The 17553-nt window shown below is 72.1% G+C and carries 21 protein-coding genes; 16 read left to right on the top strand and 5 right to left on the bottom strand.

Translation table 11 applies throughout. From position 1 onward, the window contains the following. Positions 1–9 precede the first annotated feature (9 nt). From ACIP8Z_RS07370 to hypE, 13 genes are all read left to right on the top strand, one after another. Complete coding sequence (locus tag ACIP8Z_RS07370) at positions 10–1794, top strand: nickel-dependent hydrogenase large subunit (RefSeq protein ID WP_402079896.1); 1785 nt, start codon at positions 10–12, stop codon at positions 1792–1794. Beyond that, complete coding sequence (locus tag ACIP8Z_RS07365; protein WP_402079893.1) at positions 1791–2348, top strand: hypothetical protein; 558 nt, start codon at positions 1791–1793, stop codon at positions 2346–2348. The genes ACIP8Z_RS07370 and ACIP8Z_RS07365 overlap by 4 nt, the downstream gene beginning before the upstream one ends. Beyond that, the gene (locus ACIP8Z_RS07360; RefSeq protein ID WP_402079891.1) at positions 2345–3004 is read left to right on the top strand and encodes a DUF5947 family protein; all 660 of its coding nucleotides are present in this window, start codon (positions 2345–2347) and stop codon (positions 3002–3004) included. Before ACIP8Z_RS07365 ends, ACIP8Z_RS07360 begins: the two co-directional genes overlap by 4 nt. After that, positions 3001–3639 carry a DUF6084 family protein gene (locus ACIP8Z_RS07355; protein WP_402079888.1) on the top strand — a complete coding sequence of 213 codons (639 nt, stop codon included), beginning with the start codon at positions 3001–3003 and terminating at the stop codon, positions 3637–3639. Before ACIP8Z_RS07360 ends, ACIP8Z_RS07355 begins: the two co-directional genes overlap by 4 nt. Continuing rightward, positions 3636–5033 (top strand): hypothetical protein, encoded by a 1398-nt coding sequence (locus tag ACIP8Z_RS07350; RefSeq protein WP_402079886.1) that lies wholly within the window; start codon positions 3636–3638, stop codon positions 5031–5033. The genes ACIP8Z_RS07355 and ACIP8Z_RS07350 overlap by 4 nt, the downstream gene beginning before the upstream one ends. Then, a complete protein-coding gene (locus ACIP8Z_RS07345) occupies positions 5030–5560 on the top strand; it encodes a hydrogenase maturation protease (protein ID WP_402079883.1) in 531 nt (176 codons plus the stop codon). Before ACIP8Z_RS07350 ends, ACIP8Z_RS07345 begins: the two co-directional genes overlap by 4 nt. Further along, positions 5557–5697, top strand: a complete 141-nt coding sequence (locus tag ACIP8Z_RS07340) for a DUF6893 family small protein (protein ID WP_402079881.1) — start codon at positions 5557–5559, stop codon at positions 5695–5697. The genes ACIP8Z_RS07345 and ACIP8Z_RS07340 overlap by 4 nt, the downstream gene beginning before the upstream one ends. 135 nt (positions 5698–5832) lie before the next feature. After that, positions 5833–6228: a hydrogenase maturation nickel metallochaperone HypA gene (locus ACIP8Z_RS07335; protein ID WP_402079879.1), complete on the top strand. Its 396-nt coding sequence runs from the start codon at positions 5833–5835 to the stop codon at positions 6226–6228. A gap of 2 nt (positions 6229–6230) precedes the next feature. Beyond that, a complete protein-coding gene (gene hypB / locus ACIP8Z_RS07330; RefSeq protein ID WP_402079876.1) occupies positions 6231–6926 on the top strand; it encodes a hydrogenase nickel incorporation protein HypB in 696 nt (231 codons plus the stop codon). A gap of 29 nt (positions 6927–6955) precedes the next feature. Beyond that, complete coding sequence (hypF, locus tag ACIP8Z_RS07325; RefSeq protein WP_402080807.1) at positions 6956–9382, top strand: carbamoyltransferase HypF; 2427 nt, start codon at positions 6956–6958, stop codon at positions 9380–9382. A 10-nt stretch (positions 9383–9392) separates the two neighbouring features. Continuing rightward, positions 9393–9710 carry a HypC/HybG/HupF family hydrogenase formation chaperone gene (locus tag ACIP8Z_RS07320; RefSeq protein WP_266976137.1) on the top strand — a complete coding sequence of 106 codons (318 nt, stop codon included), beginning with the start codon at positions 9393–9395 and terminating at the stop codon, positions 9708–9710. After that, on the top strand, positions 9707–10891 hold the full coding sequence (gene hypD, locus ACIP8Z_RS07315) for a hydrogenase formation protein HypD (RefSeq protein ID WP_402079874.1): 1185 nt from the start codon (positions 9707–9709) through the stop codon (positions 10889–10891). Before ACIP8Z_RS07320 ends, hypD begins: the two co-directional genes overlap by 4 nt. 58 nt (positions 10892–10949) lie before the next feature. Beyond that, positions 10950–11990, top strand: coding sequence for a hydrogenase expression/formation protein HypE (gene hypE / locus ACIP8Z_RS07310; RefSeq protein ID WP_402080805.1), 1041 nt, complete (start codon positions 10950–10952; stop codon positions 11988–11990). A gap of 2 nt (positions 11991–11992) precedes the next feature. On the opposite strand, the gene ACIP8Z_RS07305 is transcribed toward hypE, so the two are convergent. Both ACIP8Z_RS07305 and ACIP8Z_RS07300 read right to left on the bottom strand, forming a co-directional pair. Beyond that, the gene (locus ACIP8Z_RS07305) at positions 11993–12223 is read right to left on the bottom strand and encodes a hypothetical protein (protein ID WP_402079871.1); all 231 of its coding nucleotides are present in this window, start codon (positions 12221–12223) and stop codon (positions 11993–11995) included. Next, on the bottom strand, positions 12207–12464 hold the full coding sequence (locus ACIP8Z_RS07300; RefSeq protein WP_402079868.1) for a DUF6400 family protein: 258 nt from the start codon (positions 12462–12464) through the stop codon (positions 12207–12209). Before ACIP8Z_RS07300 ends, ACIP8Z_RS07305 begins: the two co-directional genes overlap by 17 nt. A 533-nt stretch (positions 12465–12997) precedes the next feature. Between ACIP8Z_RS07300 and ACIP8Z_RS07295 the strand changes: the two genes are divergently transcribed. Then, on the top strand, positions 12998–13450 hold the full coding sequence (locus tag ACIP8Z_RS07295) for an SRPBCC family protein (protein ID WP_402079865.1): 453 nt from the start codon (positions 12998–13000) through the stop codon (positions 13448–13450). Next, positions 13443–15032: a phytoene desaturase family protein gene (locus tag ACIP8Z_RS07290; RefSeq protein ID WP_402079863.1), complete on the top strand. Its 1590-nt coding sequence runs from the start codon at positions 13443–13445 to the stop codon at positions 15030–15032. Before ACIP8Z_RS07295 ends, ACIP8Z_RS07290 begins: the two co-directional genes overlap by 8 nt. Before the next feature lie 134 nt (positions 15033–15166). On the opposite strand, the gene ACIP8Z_RS07285 is transcribed toward ACIP8Z_RS07290, so the two are convergent. Together ACIP8Z_RS07285 and ACIP8Z_RS07280 are read right to left on the bottom strand one after the other, a co-directional pair. Continuing rightward, complete coding sequence (locus ACIP8Z_RS07285; protein ID WP_402079860.1) at positions 15167–15532, bottom strand: PRC-barrel domain-containing protein; 366 nt, start codon at positions 15530–15532, stop codon at positions 15167–15169. A gap of 176 nt (positions 15533–15708) precedes the next feature. Then, positions 15709–15870, bottom strand: a complete 162-nt coding sequence (locus ACIP8Z_RS07280) for a hydrophobic protein (RefSeq protein ID WP_319316935.1) — start codon at positions 15868–15870, stop codon at positions 15709–15711. A gap of 253 nt (positions 15871–16123) precedes the next feature. Here ACIP8Z_RS07280 and ACIP8Z_RS07275 point away from each other — a divergent pair, with 253 nt between their 5' ends. Next, on the top strand, positions 16124–16513 hold the full coding sequence (locus ACIP8Z_RS07275) for a hypothetical protein (RefSeq protein ID WP_402079857.1): 390 nt from the start codon (positions 16124–16126) through the stop codon (positions 16511–16513). 180 nt (positions 16514–16693) lie between these two features. Here the strand turns inward: ACIP8Z_RS07275 and ACIP8Z_RS07270 are convergent, their stop codons facing one another. After that, the gene (locus tag ACIP8Z_RS07270; protein WP_402079854.1) at positions 16694–17512 is read right to left on the bottom strand and encodes an SDR family NAD(P)-dependent oxidoreductase; all 819 of its coding nucleotides are present in this window, start codon (positions 17510–17512) and stop codon (positions 16694–16696) included. Positions 17513–17553: the final 41 nt, after the last annotated feature.

The following is a 17553-nucleotide window of genomic DNA, read 5'->3' as shown; positions in this document are numbered from 1 at the left end:
GCAGCGACCATGGCATCTCCGGCGAAGACGACGGGTGACGGCTCCGGCCTTGTGGAGATGGCCTGGGATCCCATCACCCGGATCGTGGGCAGCCTCGGCATCCACACGAAGATCGATTTCAAGCAGAAGCGCGTCGCGGAGTGCTACAGCACGTCCTCCGTCTTCCGCGGCTACAGCGTCTTCATGCGGGGCAAGGACCCCCGCGACGCGCACTTCATCACCAGCCGCATCTGCGGCATCTGCGGTGACAACCACGCGACCTGCTCCGTGTACGCGCAGAACATGGCGTACGGCGTGAAGCCCCCGCATCTCGGTGAGTGGATCATCAACCTCGGCGAGTCCGCGGAGTACATGTTCGACCACAACATCTTCCAGGAGAACCTGGTCGGGGTCGACTACTGCGAGAAGATGGTCCGCGAGACCAACCCCGGCGTCCTGGAGCTGGCCGAGCGCACCGAGGCGCCGCACGCCGCCGAGCACGGCTACCGCACGATCGCGGACATCATGCGCTCCCTCAACCCCCTCGAAGGGGAGTTCTACCGCGAGGCGCTCCAGGTCAGCCGCTACACCCGGGAGATGTTCTGTCTCATGGAGGGGCGGCACGTCCACCCCTCCACCCTCTACCCCGGCGGTGTCGGCACGGTCGCGTCCGTGCAGCTGTTCACCGACTACATGAGCCGCCTCATGCGGTACGTGGAGTTCATGAAGCGGGTCGTCCCGCTCCACGACGACCTCTTCGACTTCTTCTACGAGGCACTGCCCGGCTACGAGGAGGTCGGGCGCCGCCGTGTGCTGCTCGGCTGCTGGGGCGCTCTCAACGACCCCGAGCACTGCGACTTCACCTACGCCAACATGAGCGACTGGGGCCGGCGGATGTTCGTCACCCCCGGTGTCGTCGTCGACGGCAAGCTGGTGACCAACGACCTCACCGAGATCAACCTCGGCATCCGCATCCTGCTCGGCAGCTCGTACTACGAGGACTGGGAGGGGCAGGAACAGTTCGTCACCCACGATCCGCTGGGCAACCCGGTCGACCCGCGCCACCCGTGGAACCAGCACACCATCCCGGCCCCGCAGAAGCGGAACTTCGACGACAAGTACAGCTGGGTCATGTCCCCGCGCTGGTTCGACGGCAAGGACCACCTGGCACTCGACACCGGGGGCGGCCCGCTCGCGCGCCTGTGGTCCACCGCGCTCTCGGGCCTCGTCGACATCGGCTACATCAAGGCCACCGGGCACAGCGTCGTCATCAACCTCCCCCGGACGATGACCAAGCCGGAGACCACGTTCGAGTGGCGGATCCCGAAGTGGAGCAACGCCCTGGAACGCAACCGCGCCCGGACCTACTTCCAGGCGTACGCGGCCGCCGTCGCCCTGCACTGCGCCGAGAAGGGCCTGGAGGAGGTCCGCGCCGGACGCACGCAGACGTGGGAGAAGTTCGAAGTGCCGGACGAGTCCATCGGCGTCGGCTTCACCGAGGCCGTACGAGGCGTCCTCTCGCACCACATGGTCATCAGGGACGGCAAGATCGCCAACTACCACCCCTATCCGCCGACGCCGTGGAACGCCTCCACACGGGACACGTTCGGGACCCCCGGCCCGTACGAGGACGCGGTGCAGAACACCCCGATCTTCGAGGAGAACACGCCCGAGAACTTCAAGGGCATCGACATCATGCGCGCCGTGCGCAGCTTCGACCCCTGCCTGCCGTGTGGCGTCCACATGTACACGGGCAACGGCAGGACCGTGAAGCAGATGCACGTGCCCACCGGCCTGAGCGGTCTGGCCGGATGAGCACGACCACCGCCGAACAGGCGGGCCGACGCGTCGAGGAGGTCCTGGACCGGCTGGCCGACAACGGCGACGCCGAGGCCTGCGCGGCCGCGGAGGAAGTCGTACGCGTCCTCATGGAGTTCTACGGCAGCGGCATCGCCCGGGTGGTCGAGCTCCTCGGGAGTCCCGCGGCCCGTCCGCCCGCCGACCCGCTGGACCCGCTGCTCGCGGACGAACTCGTCGCGAGCCTGCTGAATCTGCACGGACTGCACCCGGACGACGCGCCGACCCGCATCGACCGCGCCTTGTCCGCCCTGCCCCAGCCCGTGGAGAACGCCGGGTTCGACACGGCGACGGGCGTGCTGCGGCTTCGGGTCGCCGGCTCGACCGGCTGCGGCTGCTCCGGTACCCAGGAGTCCCTCCGCCAGGCGGCCGTGGACACCCTCGCCTGCTTCGCCCCCGAGGTCACCGGGGTGGAGCTGGAGACCGGCGCTCCGCGCGAACCGGCGCTGCTCCAGATCGGCACCCGTCCGTCCCTCGCGGGCGCGGACGGCCGCTCGTCGGCGGCCCGGTGAACGGGCCGCCGAACGGCGTCGTGCGGCCCTCGCGGCCCACGGGCCTGCGCCGGTTCACCACCCCGCGCCCACCCCGCGAGGAACGGTGTGAACTGTGTGGGGCGGCACTGGCGGCCGAGGCGCGTCACCCACACCTCGTCGACACGGACAAGCGGGCCCTGGTCTGCGCATGCGGCCCGTGCGCGCAGCTGATGGACCGCTCCGCCGCCTCCCCGGGCCGCTTCCGGACGGTGCCCGGCCGCTTCCTCAGCGACCAGGGGCACCGGATCGACGACCAGGCGTGGGAGTCGCTGCGGATCCCGGTCTCCGTCGCGTTCTTCTTCCGCAACTCCGCCCTCGACCGCCCGGTGGCGCTCTACCCGAGCCCCGCCGGCGCCACCGAGAGCGAGCTGGAGGAGGACGCCTGGCGGTCCGTCCTCGACGCCACCCGGCTGGCCGCTCACCTCGAACCCGATGTGGAGGCCCTGTTGCTCCGCCGCCACGAGGGCCGCACCGAGTGCTTCCTCGTACCGATCGACCTCTGCTACGAACTGGTGGGCCGCATGCGACTGCATTGGCAGGGGTTCGACGGGGGTGCGGAGGCGCGGGCCGCCCTCGACGCCCTCTTCACGCACGTACGCGGCCTGGCACGCGAGCCGCAGGGGAGCCGGCCGTGACCGAGTTCTCCTTCAGCTGCACCGACGTCCGTGCCGATCCCCACGCGGCCGGACCCACACTCGTGTTCCGGCTGCGGATCACCGCCACCGGCGGCACCCGGGTCCACGCCATGGCGCTGCGCTGCCAGATCCGCATCGAACCCGCACGGCGCGGCTACGACGACCACGAGGCCGCAGCGCTGGGCGATCTCTTCGGCGAGCGCTCCCGGTGGGGCAGCAGCCTCAACCCGGTGCAGTTCGCCCAGGCCTCCGTCATGGTGCCCGGCTTCACCGGCGAGGTCGAGACCGACCTCGTCGTGCCGTGCACCTACGACACCGACATCGCCGCGTCCAGGTACTTCCGGGCCCTCTCCGACGGTGACGTCCCGCTGCTCCTGCTCTTCTCCGGCACCGCGTTCACCGGCGCCGGCGGCTTCCACGTCGAGCCCGTTCCCTGGGACAAGGAGGTCTCCCACCGCATGCCCGTGAAGGTGTGGCGGGAGATGATCGACCAGCACTTCCCCGGCTGCGGCTGGATCCGGCTCCCGGGCGACGCGATGGACGCCCTGCTCGCCTACCGCTTGCGCCGGGCCCTCCCGTCGTGGGAGGCCACCGTCCAGTCCCTGCTCGAAGCGGCGGGGGAGAGGACAACATGACCACCGTCGCCTTCACCCCCGCCACCGAGGCCCGGTTCGCCGTGGCCCGGCACGTCGCCGACGCCGTCCTCTTCGAGGGGTACGTCCTCTACCCGTACCGTGCGTCCGCCGCGAAGAACCGGCTCCGCTGGCAGTTCGGAGTCCTGGTCCCGCCGTCCTGGAGCGCCGCCGCCGAGGAGCACGACTTCCAGCTCACCGAGTGCCTCATGGAGCCCAGGGCCGGCGCCGAACTCGCCGTCGAGGTCCGGTTCCTGCGCGCCCAGCGGCGTACCGTCGAGGAACTCCGCAGGGACGGGACCTTCGCTCCGACCGGCGAACTCCGCCTGCCCGACCGGGTACTGGTGGCCTGGGACGAGGGCGTCGAGGAGCGCGTCACCCTCGTCGTCCCCGTCGCCGAACTCCGGGGCGACGGCATCGCTCTGCCCTTCACCCGCCCCGCCGCCGAGGAGACCGAGGAGGTCACCGACGCCGACGGACGCGTCCTCGGCCGACTCGTCCGCCGCCGCGAGGAGATCAGCGGCGCCGTACGGATCTCGGCGGCCGAACTCGACGGCCCGTACCGAGTCGAGCGCGTCTCGCTCACGGTGGAGAACACCAGCTCCTGGACCGCCGAGCCGGACACCGACCGCCATGCGGCACTGCCGTACTCCCTCGTCGCCACCCACACCCTGCTCCGCCTCGACGGCGGTGCGTTCCTGTCGATGACCGACCCACCGGAGTGGGCCAGGGGCGCCGTCGCGGCCTGCCGCAACCTGCACACCTGGCCCGTCCTGGCCGGCGAACCCGGCCGCGACGACCTGATGCTCTCCTCGCCGATCATCCTGGACGATCACCCCGCCATCGCGCCCGAGAGCCCCGGCGCCCTCTACGACGCGACCGAGATCGACGAGATCCTCGCCCTGCGCACGGCGGCCCTGACCGACGAGGAGAAGCGTGAGGCCAGGGGCACCGACGCCCGCGCGGCGGCGGTGATCGAACTGGCGGACACCATGCCGCCCGAAGTCCTCGAACGTCTGCACGGAGCGGTCCGAAGCCTCCAGAGCGTCGCCGGGACCCCGAAGCCGGGCGGAGACATCCTCGAACCGGAGACGCCCTGGTGGGACCCGGGCGGCGACACCGGCGTCGATCCGGGCAGCGACCACGTCCTCGTCGACGGGCGCGCCGTCCGCGCGGGCAGCAGGGTCGTCCTGCGCCCGCGGCTCCGCCGCACGGACGCCCAGGACCTGTTCCTCGACGGGCGCAGCGCTCTGGTCGAGGCGGTCCTCCACGACGTCGACGGAGGAGTCCATGTCGCGGTCACCGTGGAGGACGACCCGGGCGCCGACATCCGCCGCGAGCAGGGCCGGTTCCTCTACTTCCAGCCCGACGAGGTCGAAGCCCTGGAGGACATGTGAACGGCCCGGCGCCCGAGGCCGGAGTGCCCGGTACGACCCGCACCCTCGTGGCCGGGGTGGGCAACATCTTCCTCGGCGACGACGGCTTCGGCGTGGAGACCCTGCGGAGGCTCGCCCTCGAGGAACTCCCCGCCTCCGTCGAGCTGGCCGACGTCGGCGTCCGGGGAGTCCACCTGGCTTACGAACTCCTCGACGGCTGGGACACCCTCGTCCTCGTCGACGTCACGGCCCGCGGCGGTGCACCGGGGACGCTCTATCTGATCGACGCCTCGGCGGCCGGCGACCGAGCCGGCGGTACCGGGCCCGCGCCGCTCGACGGCCACCGGATGACACCCGACGCCGTCCTCGCCCTGCTCGACACCCTGTGCGCGGGAACCGGAGCCGCGCCGCCCCGGCGGATCCTCGTCGTCGGCTGCGAACCGGCCTGCCTCGACGAGGGCATCGGGCTGAGCCCGCAGGTCGCCGCGGCCGTTCCCGAGGCCGTGCGCATGGTGACCGAACTGGTCCGCCAGGAAGCCGTCGTATGAAGACCGAAACGGAGAGCACCATGCACAGGAACGTCCTCGGCGCCGCAGCCGCCGCCCTCGCCGCCCTGGCCGTCGCGGCCGTCGTCGTCGGGGTCCTCCCCGACGTCCGGCGCTACCTGCGCATCAGCAGGATGTGACCCCCGCCCGCTCGGCGGTGGCTGCACCGAACGGACGACACAGCCCTCCGGTCCCGGCGCGCCGGGCGTCGGCCCGGCGCCCCCCGTTCTCTAATGACGCCCGAGCCCCACCCCCGGCGCCCAGGACGGAGACCGATGCACGAGATGTCCCTCGCGGTCGCCGTCGTCGACCAGGTGGAGACCGCGGCGAAGGACCGCGGGGCCGTCGGTGTCCGCAGCATCGAGCTGGACGTGGGCGAACTGGCCGGCGTCGTCGCCGACGCCCTCGCCTTCTGCTTCGAACTCGCCTGCGCCGGCACCGTCGTCGAGGGCGCCGAGCTGATCACCCGTACCGTCCCGGGCACCGCGCGCTGCGCGGCGTGCGCCGAGGACTGGGCGGTCGGCATGCCGCCCCGGCTGCTCTGCCCCGGCTGCGGCGCCGCGGCCGACGGACTCGTCTCCGGCCGCGAACTCCAGATCCGGCAGGTCCGCTGGGCCGACCCGGAGGCGCCGCGCGAGGAACATCGCCAACCGATCACCGAGGAGAGCTGAGCATGTGCCGAGCCGTCGATCTCCAGCGCGCAGTCCTCGCCAAGAACGAGGCCGCGGCACACATCCTGCGCACCGAGCTGAACGCCCGCGGCACCACCGTGATCAACCTGCTCTCCAGCCCCGGCAGCGGCAAGACCGCCCTGCTCGAGCGCGAACTGCGCCTCGCCGGCGAACGGGGCGTCAGCGCCGCCGCGCTCACCGCCGACCTCGCCACCGAGAACGACGCCCGCCGCCTGGCCCGCTCGGGCGTCCCCGTCAAGCAGGTGCTCACCGACGGCCTCTGCCATCTGGAGGCCGACATGGTCGCCCGGTACCTGCACGACTGGCTGCCGGAGTCCACCCGGCTGCTGTTCGTCGAGAACGTCGGCAACCTCGTCTGCCCCGCCGGCTACGACCTGGGGGAGTCCCTCCGCGTCGTGCTCGCCTCGGTCACCGAGGGGGAGGACAAGCCGCTCAAGTACCCCACCGCGTTCGGTCTCGCCCAGCTGGTGATCGTCACCAAGACCGACATGGCCGAGGCCGCGCAGTTCGACGAGACGGCCTTCCGCGCCAACGTGCAGCAGGTCAACCCCGGTGTCGAGGTCGTTCTCAGCTCGGTACGTGACGGCCGAGGCGCGGGCACGCTGCTCGACCGGGCCCTCGCGACGGCCGAGGGCGACCGTGTCCACACCCCGGTGATGGCCCAGGCCGGCGCGTGACCACGGCGCGGCCCGGACCCGCCCCCGCCATGGCCCCGCGGCGCAGCCGCGTGGTCGTCCGCGGCGTCGTGCAGGGCGTGGGCTTCCGGCCCTTCGTCTACGCCCTCGCCACCGGACTGCGCCTGTCCGGCCACGTCACCAACACGGCGGACGGAGTCGTCGCGGAGGTCGAGGGAGACCCCGCGGACGTCGCGTCCTTCTGCGCCCGCCTCGCGCCCGACGCCCCGCCCCTGGCCCGGGTGGAGTCGGTCGAGGCGGCCGAGGTGACCGCGAGCGGCGGCCACGGATTCACGATCGTGCCCTCCAGGCAGGGTGACGCCGTCCGCACCCTCGTCCCGCCGGACACCGCCACCTGCGACGACTGCCTCGCGGAACTCGCGGACCCGGCCGACCGGCGGTATCTGCACCCCTTCATCACCTGCACCAACTGCGGCCCGCGGTTCACCATCGTCACGGGGTTGCCCTACGACCGGGTCCACACCACCATGGCCGGCTTCCCCATGTGTCCGGACTGTGCCCGGGAGTACCGGGACCCCGCGGACCGGCGCTTCCACGCGCAGCCCGTCGCCTGCCCCCACTGCGGCCCCCGGCTGCGGCTGGTCACGGCACCCGGCCGCCCCACGCCCCTCGGCTCCGATCCGGCCCCCCGCTCCGCCGGGGTCGGCCCCGGCCCCGGCCGCGATCCCGGCGCCGACCCGGTCACCGCCGCACGCGCGATGCTCGCCTCCGGCGCGATCCTCGCCGTCAAAGGCCTCGGCGGCTACCACCTGGCCTGCGACGCGACGAACCCCGACGCGGTGGCCGAACTGCGCCGCCGCAAGGCGCGCGGTGACAAACCCTTCGCGATGATGGCCGCGGACCTCGCCGACATCGAGCCCCTCGTGCACCTCGGCGCGCTCGAACGAGAACTCCTCACCGGCGGCGCCCGGCCTGTCGTCCTGCTGCGCCGCCGCGACGACGCCCGCCCGCTCCCGGGGGCCGCGCCGGCGCGGGCGGTGGCGCCGGGCAGCCCGGACCTCGGCTTCATGCTCCCGTACACCCCGGTGCACCATCTCCTCCTCGGCCTCGGCAGGGCGGACGGGAAAGGGCCCCGGCTCCTCGTGATGACCAGCGGCAATCTCGCGGGCGAGCCCATCGTCACGGACGACGAGGAGGCGCTGACCAGACTCGCCGGTCTGGCGGACGCCTGGCTCCTGCACGACCGGCCGATCCACGTCCCCTGCGACGACTCCGTCGTCCGCGTCTGCGACGGCGAGCAGCTGACGCTGCGCCGCTCCCGGGGCTACGCGCCGCTGCCGGTCGCGCTGCCCGTGGAGGTCGCCCCCGCCCTCGCCGTCGGAGGGGACCTGAAGAACACCTTCTGCCTCGGCGACGGACGCCAGGCCTGGCTCTCCGCCCACATCGGCGACATGGACGACCTCGCCACCCAGCTCGCCCTCGCCTCCGCCGAACGGCAGCTGGAGTCCGTCACGGGGGTGCGCCCCGGACTGATCGCCACCGACCGCCACCCCGCCTACCGGTCCACCCGCTGGGCCCGCGAACACGCCTCGGGACGGCCCGTCGTCCTCGTACAGCACCACCACGCGCACGTCGCGGCGGCGATGGCCGAGAACGGCCTCGACGGAGCGGCTCCCGTGATCGGCGTCGCCTTCGACGGCACCGGCCACGGGCTCGACGGCGCCGTGTGGGGCGGTGAGTTCCTGCTCGCGGACTACGCCGGGTTCGAGCGGTTCGCGCACCTCGCCTACGTACCCCTGCCGGGCGGCGACGCGGCCGTACGACGGCCCTACCGCATGGCGCTGTCCCATCTGCGGGCGGCGGGCCTTCCCGTCGACCGCGCTCTGCCCTGCGCGCGCGCCTGTGCGCCCGAAGAACTGCCCGTTCTGGAAAGGCAGTTGGAGCGTGAGCTGAACTGCGTTCCCACGTCGAGCATGGGGCGCCTCTTCGACGCCGTCTCCTCCCTCGTGGGGATCTGCCATCACGCGGGATACGAGGCGCAGGCCGCGATCGAGCTGGAGGCCGCGGCCCTGCGCGCACCCGGCGTGGCGGAGGACGAGCGCTATGTCTTCCGGCTCGGTCCGCCGCGGTCCGGCGCCCCGCTCAGCGCAGACCCCGCACCCCTGCTGACGGCAGTGGTAGCCGACGTGCTGGACGGGGCCCCGGCAGCCGTCGTCGCGGCGCGGTTCCACCATGCCGTCGCCCGACTGGTGCGCACGGTCTGCGCCGCCGCCCGCGGCCGGACCGGCGTGGAGACCGTGGCCCTGACCGGGGGAGTGTTCGCCAACACGGTGCTCTCCTCGGCCTGCGCCGAGGGGCTGCGGGAAGACGGCTTCAGCGTGCTGCGCCACCGACTGATCCCGCCGAACGACGGCGGTCTGGCCCTGGGCCAACTCGTCGTGGCCGCCCGGACGACGGACCGGTCGGCCCCCGCCACGCCGCGACGAGCGCGGCATTGAGGAGACACCCATGTGCCTTGCGGTACCCGGAAGAGTGCTGGACGTCGAGGACCGGGACGGCACACGTATGGCCACGGTCGACTTCGGCGGAGTGGTCAAGGAGGTGTGCCTGGAGTACCTGCCGGACCTGAAACCCGGCGAGTACGCCATCGTGCACGTCGGCTTCGCACTCCAGAAGCTCGACGAGGAGTCGGCCAAGCGGACGCTGGAGCTGTTCGAGACCCTCGGCCTGCTCCAGGAGGAGTTCGGAGACCCGTGGGAGGCCGCCGAGGCCGCGGTGAGCGAGTGGCAGACGCAGGACGACGTCCACGGAGAGGTGCGGCCGTGAAGTACATCGACGAGTTCCAGAACCCTGACCTGGCACGTCGGCTGCTCGACGAGATCCGGGCGACGGTGACCCGCCCCTGGGCCCTGATGGAGGTGTGCGGCGGCCAGACCCACAGCATCATCAGGCACGGCATCGACCAGCTTCTGCCCTCCGAGATCGAGCTGATCCACGGCCCGGGCTGTCCGGTCTGCGTCACTCCGCTCGAGATGATCGACAAAGCACTGGAGATCGCTTCTCGGCCAGGGGTGATCTTCTGCTCGTTCGGCGACATGCTCCGCGTCCCCGGCACGGGGCGGGACCTGTTCCAGGTCCGCGGGCAGGGCGGCGACGTCAGGGTGGTCTACTCCCCGCTGGACGCACTGCGGATCGCCGAGCAGAACCCGGACCGGGAGGTGGTCTTCTTCGGCATCGGCTTCGAGACCACGGCCCCGCCCAACGCGATGACGGTCCATCAGGCGCGCAAGCGGAACATCCGCAACTTCAGTCTGCTCGTGTCCCATGTCCGCGTCCCCCCGGCGATCGACGCGATCATGAGGTCCCCGGACTGCCGCGTCCAGGGTTTCCTCGCGGCCGGCCACGTCTGCAGCGTGATGGGCACGGCCGAGTACCCCGAGCTCGCACAACGCCACCAGGTGCCGATCGTGGTCACCGGATTCGAGCCGCTGGACATCCTGGAAGGCGTACGCAGGACCGTGCTCCAGCTGGAGCGAGGTGAGCACACGGTCGAGAACGCCTATCAGCGCGCCGTGACGGCCGAGGGCAATCCAGCGGCGCAGGCGATGTTGAGCGATGTCTTCGAGATCACCGACCGGGCCTGGCGCGGCATCGGCGTCATCCGGGACAGCGGCTGGCGCCTGTCCGAACGCTACCGTGACCACGATGCCGAGTACCGCTTCTCCGTCGAGGGCATCGACACCCGCGAGCCCGCCGAGTGCCGCAGCGGCGAAGTCCTCCAGGGCCTGCTGAAACCGAACGAGTGCGAGGCGTTCGGCACCACCTGCACACCCCGCTCCCCGCTCGGCGCCACGATGGTGTCCAGCGAGGGCGCCTGCGCCGCCTACTACCTCTACCGGCGGCTCGACGGCGGAACCCCGGGACAGCGGCCTCCCGCGGCGGCCCGCGTGTCCTCCGGAACCCCGTCCCCGGTCACCGCTCCTCTGGAGGGCAGCACCCTTGCCTGACACCGTCAGCACCACCCCGGCGGTCGACGCCGTCGACGCCGCGCAGCCCGCACCCGACATGCTCTCCTGGACCTGCCCGGCGCCACTGCGCGACCAGACACGCATCGTCATGGGCCACGGCGGCGGCGGCGCGCTGTCCGCCGAGCTGATCGAGCACGTCTTCGCGCCGGCCTACGGCGGACCGGCCCTCGCCCACACCGCCGACGCGGCCGAGATCCGCATCGGCGGCGCCCGCCTGGCGTTCTCCACCGACTCCTTCGTGGTGCGCCCCCTGTTCTTCCCCGGCGGCAGCATCGGCGACCTGGCCGTCAACGGCACCGTGAACGACCTCGCCATGAGCGGCGCCCGGGCGAGCTACCTCTCCTGCGGGTTCATCCTGGAGGAAGGCGTCGAGACCCAGGTGGTCGCCCGCGTCGCCCAGGCCCTCGGCGCGGCGGCACGCGTGGCAGGCGTCCAGGTCGTCACCGGCGACACCAAGGTCGTGGAGGCCGGCCACGGCGACGGCGTCTACATCAACACCTCGGGGGTGGGTCTCATCCCCGAGGGAGTCGACCTGCGGCCGCAACGGGTGGTGCCCGGGGACGTGGTGATCGTGAGCGGTCCGATCGGCATGCACGGCGTGGCGATCATGAGCGTGCGGGAAGGCCTCGAATTCGGCGTCGAGATCACCAGCGACTGCGCACCGCTCGGCGGCCTCGTGGAGGCGATGCTCGCCGTCACACGGGACCTGCACGTGCTGCGCGACCCCACACGAGGGGGCCTGGCCGCCTCGCTGAACGAGATCGCGGCGGCGTCGGGCACGGGCGTCGTCATCCAGGAGCGTGCCGTTCCGGTCCCCGACGCGGTCGGGAACGCCTGCGCGGTGCTCGGACTCGACCCCATGTACGTGGCGAACGAGGGCAAGCTCGTGGCCTTCGTCCCGCGAGAGCACGCGGACGCGGTACTGGCCGCGATGCGCGCCCACCCCTCGGGTGCCGAGGCGGCGGTGATCGGCGAGGCGGTCGAGACCCATCCGGGCATGGTGGTGGCTCGTACCGGACTCGGCGGCACCCGCGTCGTGGACATGCCGCTCGGAGAGCAGCTGCCGCGGATCTGCTGAGCTCAGGCCCGGCGGCCGTGACGCTCACGGGAGGTGTCGAGGGTCCACATGTGAGTGCAGTGCGGACACTGCAGGTGGACCCGGGGCCCGTTGTTCCCGATCAGATAGCGCCAGTGGCTCCGGCAGTTCCGGCGCTCACGGCAGGTCCCGCAGTCGCGGGCGTCGTCACAACCGGGGCACGCGACCCAGGCCCGCCGAGCCGGGTCGGCGTGGGGATCAAGCGGAAGACGCACGGCCCGGCACCTCTCCGGGCAGCACGCCGGCCGCGACCAGCATCGCGTGCACCCGCTGCTGCTCCTCGTCAAGGCCCGAGTACAGCAGGGCGTGCGCCGCCTCCTCCCCACGAAGAACGGCCACGGGATCCCAGTCGGGCCCCAGGGCTGCCACGACTTCGGCACGCCGACGTGCCTCGTCGACGGTGAGGTCGATACTGAAGTCGATCAGGGCGGAGCGGGGGCCGGGGCCGTGGTTCATGGCGGGAGCCTTCGGGATGAATCGAACACGTATGCCGTCACGTCTACCAGAGAGGTCACTGCGTACGGAAGCGTCCGACCCGCCTTCCACGCTCGCTGTGGCGCACGTCATCCCGAACACGCGGACGCGGCGCTCGCTCGAAGGCGCACGACACCTTGTGCGATGACCGGCCCGACCGTGGCCGGGCCGGAAGCGGTCCCTCCAGGCCCGGCCGGGCGAGCCGCGGGCCTCGGTCGTCCGATGCGCGGGACAGAGCCGCGCCCAGTCCCCGTGGGGACTCCGGGCCTCGGTGTCACGAGCGACTGTGGGCCCGAGGAGCGCCGGATGCGAACGTACGCGGGCCCCGGAGGGAAGCGCGCGCTCGAGACGCGTGAGATGCGGCGCGATCGGGGCACGCGCACCATGACCGTGACACCACCCGTCGAGGGAGGTCGCTGTGCCCCAGGAACCGTGGGACCGACCGGTTCGCCCCACCAGGGCCCCGCCGAGCGGGTTCGCCACGTCCCCAGCGCCCCGGTAGGAGGAGCATCGCCATGGCCGTCCGTCATCAGCTGATCCACCGTCCCCCGCATGCCGTGTGGGCCGTTCTCGCCGACCCGACCCGCTACGGCGCATGGGTGGTGGGCCCGTCCGAGTCCACGCCCCTCGACCTTTCCTGGCCGGAGGTCGGCTCCCGGCTGCGCTACACCGTCCGCCTCGGCCCCTGGTCGACCGACGGAACCACCACGGTCCGCCACACCGTCCCCGGCCGGGAGCTGGAGCTGGAGGCGGCGTTCAAGGCCCTCGGCACGGCGAGGATCTTCCTCCAGCTCAGGCCGTGGGGAGAGGAGACCCTGGTCGTCTGCGACGAGCACCCGCTGCGAGGCCTGGGCGGGACCCTGCACAACTCCGTCAGCGAAGCAGCCCTCCAGCTGCGGCACCGTGGAATGCTGGCCCGCCTCGCCAGGGTCGTGGAGCAGGACCGCACGGGGAGCCGGCATGCCTGACGCGGTGGTGATCGGCGCGGGGCCGAACGGCCTGGTGGCGGCGAACCTGCTGGTCGACGCGGGGTGGACGGTGGAAGTCCTGGAGGCGCAGGAGGAGCCCGGAGGGGCCGTGCGCAGCGACCGCGGGGTGCACCCGGACTACATCTCCGACGTCTTCAGCGCCTTCTACCCGCTCGCGGCTGCCTCCCCGGTCATCGCCCGCCTCGACCTGGCCGCCGAGGGCCTGCGCTGGAGCCACGCCCCGCGCGTACTGGCGCACCCCCTCCTGGACGGCCGGTGCGCGGTCCTCGAACGCCGGGTGCAGGACACCTCCGCCGGGCTGGCGGAGTTCGCGGCCGCCGACGGCGACGCCTGGGAGCGCATGTACCGGACATGGCGCCGGATCGGGCCGGACCTCGTGCAGGCCCTGTTCACGCCCTTCCCGCCGGTCCGCGCCGGGCTCGGCCTGGCCGCGAAACTCCGCGCCGCGGGCGGGCTCCGACTGGCGCGGAGCCTGACCCTGCCCGTGCGGCGCTTGGGCGAGGAGGAGTTCGCGGGGGAAGGCGGGCGGCTCCTGCTGACCGGGAACGCCCTGCACGCCGACCTTGCTCCGGAGGCGGCGGGAAGCGGCGGATTCGGCTGGCTGATGTCGATGCTGGGCCAGAGCCACGGCTTCCCCGTCCCCGCCGGGGGTTCCAGCGCGCTGACCGCCGCGCTGGTGAGCCGCCTCCGTCGCCGCGGTGGCGTCCTGCGCTGCGGTGAGCGCGTCGCGTCGGTCGTGGTGCGTGGGGGCACGGCCGTCGGGGTCAGGACTGCGGGCGGTGAGACGGTCGACGCGCACCGTGCCGTACTGGCCGACACTTCGGCTCCGTCCCTGTACCGCGACCTCGTGGGCGAGGAACACCTCCCGCCCCACCTCGTACGGGATCTGGAGCGCTTCCAGTGGGACTTCGCGACCTTCAAGGTCGACTGGGCGCTGAGCGGTCCGGTGCCGTGGTCGGCACGGGGAGCGGTCGGCGCGGGCACGGTCCACCTGGCCGACGGCGTGGACGGCCTGACCCGGTTCGCCGCGCAGCTCGCCGTGGGGCACGTCCCCGACGAGCCGTTCGCCCTGTTCGGGCAGATGACGACCGCCGACCCGCGTCGCTCACCCGCCGGTACGGAATCGGCATGGGCCTACACCCACGTCCCCCAGCGCGTCACCGCCGACGCGGGCCCCGACGGCATCACCGGCCGGTGGGACGCCGGCGAGCAGGAGGCCATGGCCGATCGCATCGAAGCCCAGGTGGAACGCTACGCACCCGGCTTCCGGACGCTGGTCCGTGCCCGCCGCATCCTGGCCCCGGCCACGCTCCAGGCCCTGGACGAGAATCTGCACAACGGCGCCATCAACAACGGAACCACCGCCCTGCACCAGCAGGCGATCTTCCGCCCGACACCCGGCACGGGCCGTCCCGAGACCCCCGTCAAGGGCCTCTACCTGGCCTCCGCGGCCGCCCACCCGGGCGGCGGTGTCCACGGCGCGCCGGGCGCGAACGCCGCCCGCGCGGCGCTGCGCCGGCATGGACTGCACGCCCTCTTCCACCGGGCCCAACGCGTCTGAGGGACCGGGGCCGACGGGCGCCGCGCGACCGCCGGGCGGGTGCGGGCCGGCGGCCGGGTCCGATCCGCCTCATGACAGGGGTGTGGCCCGGACTCGTCGAGTCCGGGCCACACCCCTGACGCCATGTCCGCTGATCAGAGCGGGCGGCCGCCGAACGGCGGGAAGCCGTAGTACGTGCCCAGCTCCTCGCGGTACCCCGAGTCGCCGAGGTGCTTCTCGCGGTGGAACTCGGGGGCGTCCTTGATCTGTTCCTTGGTCAGGTCGACGTAGATCTTCTTGTCCTCCGGATCGACCCGGGTCACCGTGCTCGCCGGGAGGAGGACCTCCTTGCCGAAGATCCACACGCCGGTGTCCACGACCAGGTAGGCGTCACCGACCTCGTCGGAGTGCTTGTCGACCTTGCCTACGCTCCCGTCGGTCGCCTCCACCTTGTAACCGGTGAGATCGGCACCGGCCAGGTGACCCGAGGTCGACTTGAAACTCCACACATGCTCAGTCACGCGAAAACAACTCCTCCGGTAAAGGGAGGACGGCGAGGAGATTCCCGCCGTCTTTACTTTTCCGTACGTCGTGCGCGGCGCACTTCACGTCTCGCCGAAATTCCGCCTACCCGGCTTTCAGGATCCCATTCGCCTCATCCGGATGGGGTCCCGGCGCGGATCCGTCGAACGGATCCCTACCACCGATACCACCGGCCACTACCGGACTTGGGACGGGCGACGAACCCGATCAGCCAGACGACGAGCAGGGCGATCGCGATCCACCAGAGAATCTTCAGTGCGAATCCGGCACCGAAGAGAAGCAGGATCAGCAGAAGGACGAGAATCAGGGGAACCATGTTTATTACCTCCGGAACACCGTGTGCCCCGGTCTCCTCCGCACACACCTGCGAATGTCCGGACGTCGAATGTCGAACCCCTCAGCACCATCAGCGGGCATTGAACCGGGCCGGTCTCACGGCCGCCGTCCGACCCGGCTCTTCGTCCGGTCGGCGCGACCGGATCAGCGGACGGTGGGACGATGAGAAGGACATCGGCAGACGCGCGGGTACACGGGCGCGACCCTTCCCCAGTCAGACAGCAGGCCAAGCCATGACGAAGCAGCCGAAGCCGTCTCAGCCGAAGCACGGCAAGGGACAGAGTCCCCACGAGGGCACCAAGCAGCACGGTTGGTCCCCCGATGTGGACGAAACCCGCCAGCAGGACAACCCGAGCGCTCATCGATCCTTCCACCCGGACACGTACGCCCCGTCCAAGGGCCCCGGACGCACGGTGTCCAAGGAAGAAGGCGGAAACCCCCATGGCAAGCCGGTCAAGAGCCATGGCGAACGAGGTGAGGAGCAGAGTGAGGGCTCCGGGGAGAAGGGGATGCGCGATCTGGGCGCCCGTGGCCGCTCCCAGCGGCCCAGCGGAACGAAGGGTGCGTCCGCCACGACGGGTGTGGACCCACAAGAACCGCCCGGCAAGCGCAGCGCCGGTTAGGAATGCGGCGTCGCCAATGTGAGTGACGTACGGAGCACAGGTCGCTGTGCTCCTCGCTGCCGCCGGATCGCCGGATCGCCGGGCCTGGGTCGACCGCCGAGCCGCCGTGAAGTGCGCGTCAACGCGTACCCTCTCCAGGTCCACGTCGGCGCGGGCGGTCGTTCGGTTCGTGGCTGTCGGTCAGGCCCGCGGGGCTCTCGGCTCCATACGGAACTCGAAGCCGAGGGTGCCGGGGTCGAGTGCGGTCGCGCCGCCGTCGACGGTGAGCGTCGCACCGTTCACGAACGAGGCGGCGGGCGACAGCAGCCAGGCGATGGCCTCCGCGACTTCCTCCGGCTCCCCGGGCCGCCCGGCGGGCAGGACCCGGGTGACCTCCTCGTACGCCGCTTCCAGACCGTTCCCGTCCAGGCCCGCCTCGTCGGCGAACCGGCTCATCCGGCGGTCGGCCATGTCGGTGCGCACCCAGCTGGGGCACACCGTGTTGGCACGCAGTCCCGCGCCCCCGTAGTCGACCGCGAGTGAGCGGCACAGCTGGAGCAGCGCTGCTTTGGAGGTGGCGTAGGCGGTGTTCCCGACGCCGTTGCGCAGGGCGGACACCGAGGCCACGGCGACCACCGCGCCGCGCGCGTCGAGCAGATGCGGGAGCGCGGCGCGCAGCAGCAGGAACGGACCGGTGAGGTTGGTCCGCATGACCTCGTCCCAGTCCTCGAGGGTCACCTCGCCCACCCCGCCGCCCCGCCCGATGCCGGCGTTGAGCACCAGACCGTCCAGCCGCCCGTACGTGCCGACCACCGTCTCGACGAGAGAGGCCACCGCGGCGGGGTCACCGATGTCCGACGGTACGGGCAGGGCACCGGTCTCCTCGGCGACCAGCCGCAGCGGCTCGGGGCGGCGCCCGGACACCGCCACCTTGTGGCCGGCCCGGGCCAGCGACTGTGCGGTCGCCGCCCCGATCCCCGTTCCACCCCCGGTCACCAGGTACACGCGCTCGTCCGCCATGTCCGCCGCTTCTCCTGTGTCTCGTCCGCCGTCCCTCGTCC

It is taken from the genome of Streptomyces sp. NPDC088553 (genome assembly GCF_044752965.1).
GTDB lineage: Bacteria > Actinomycetota > Actinomycetes > Streptomycetales > Streptomycetaceae > Streptomyces.
Note: the sequence above shows the minus strand (reverse complement) of the source record. Positions and strands in the feature narration are given on the sequence as shown.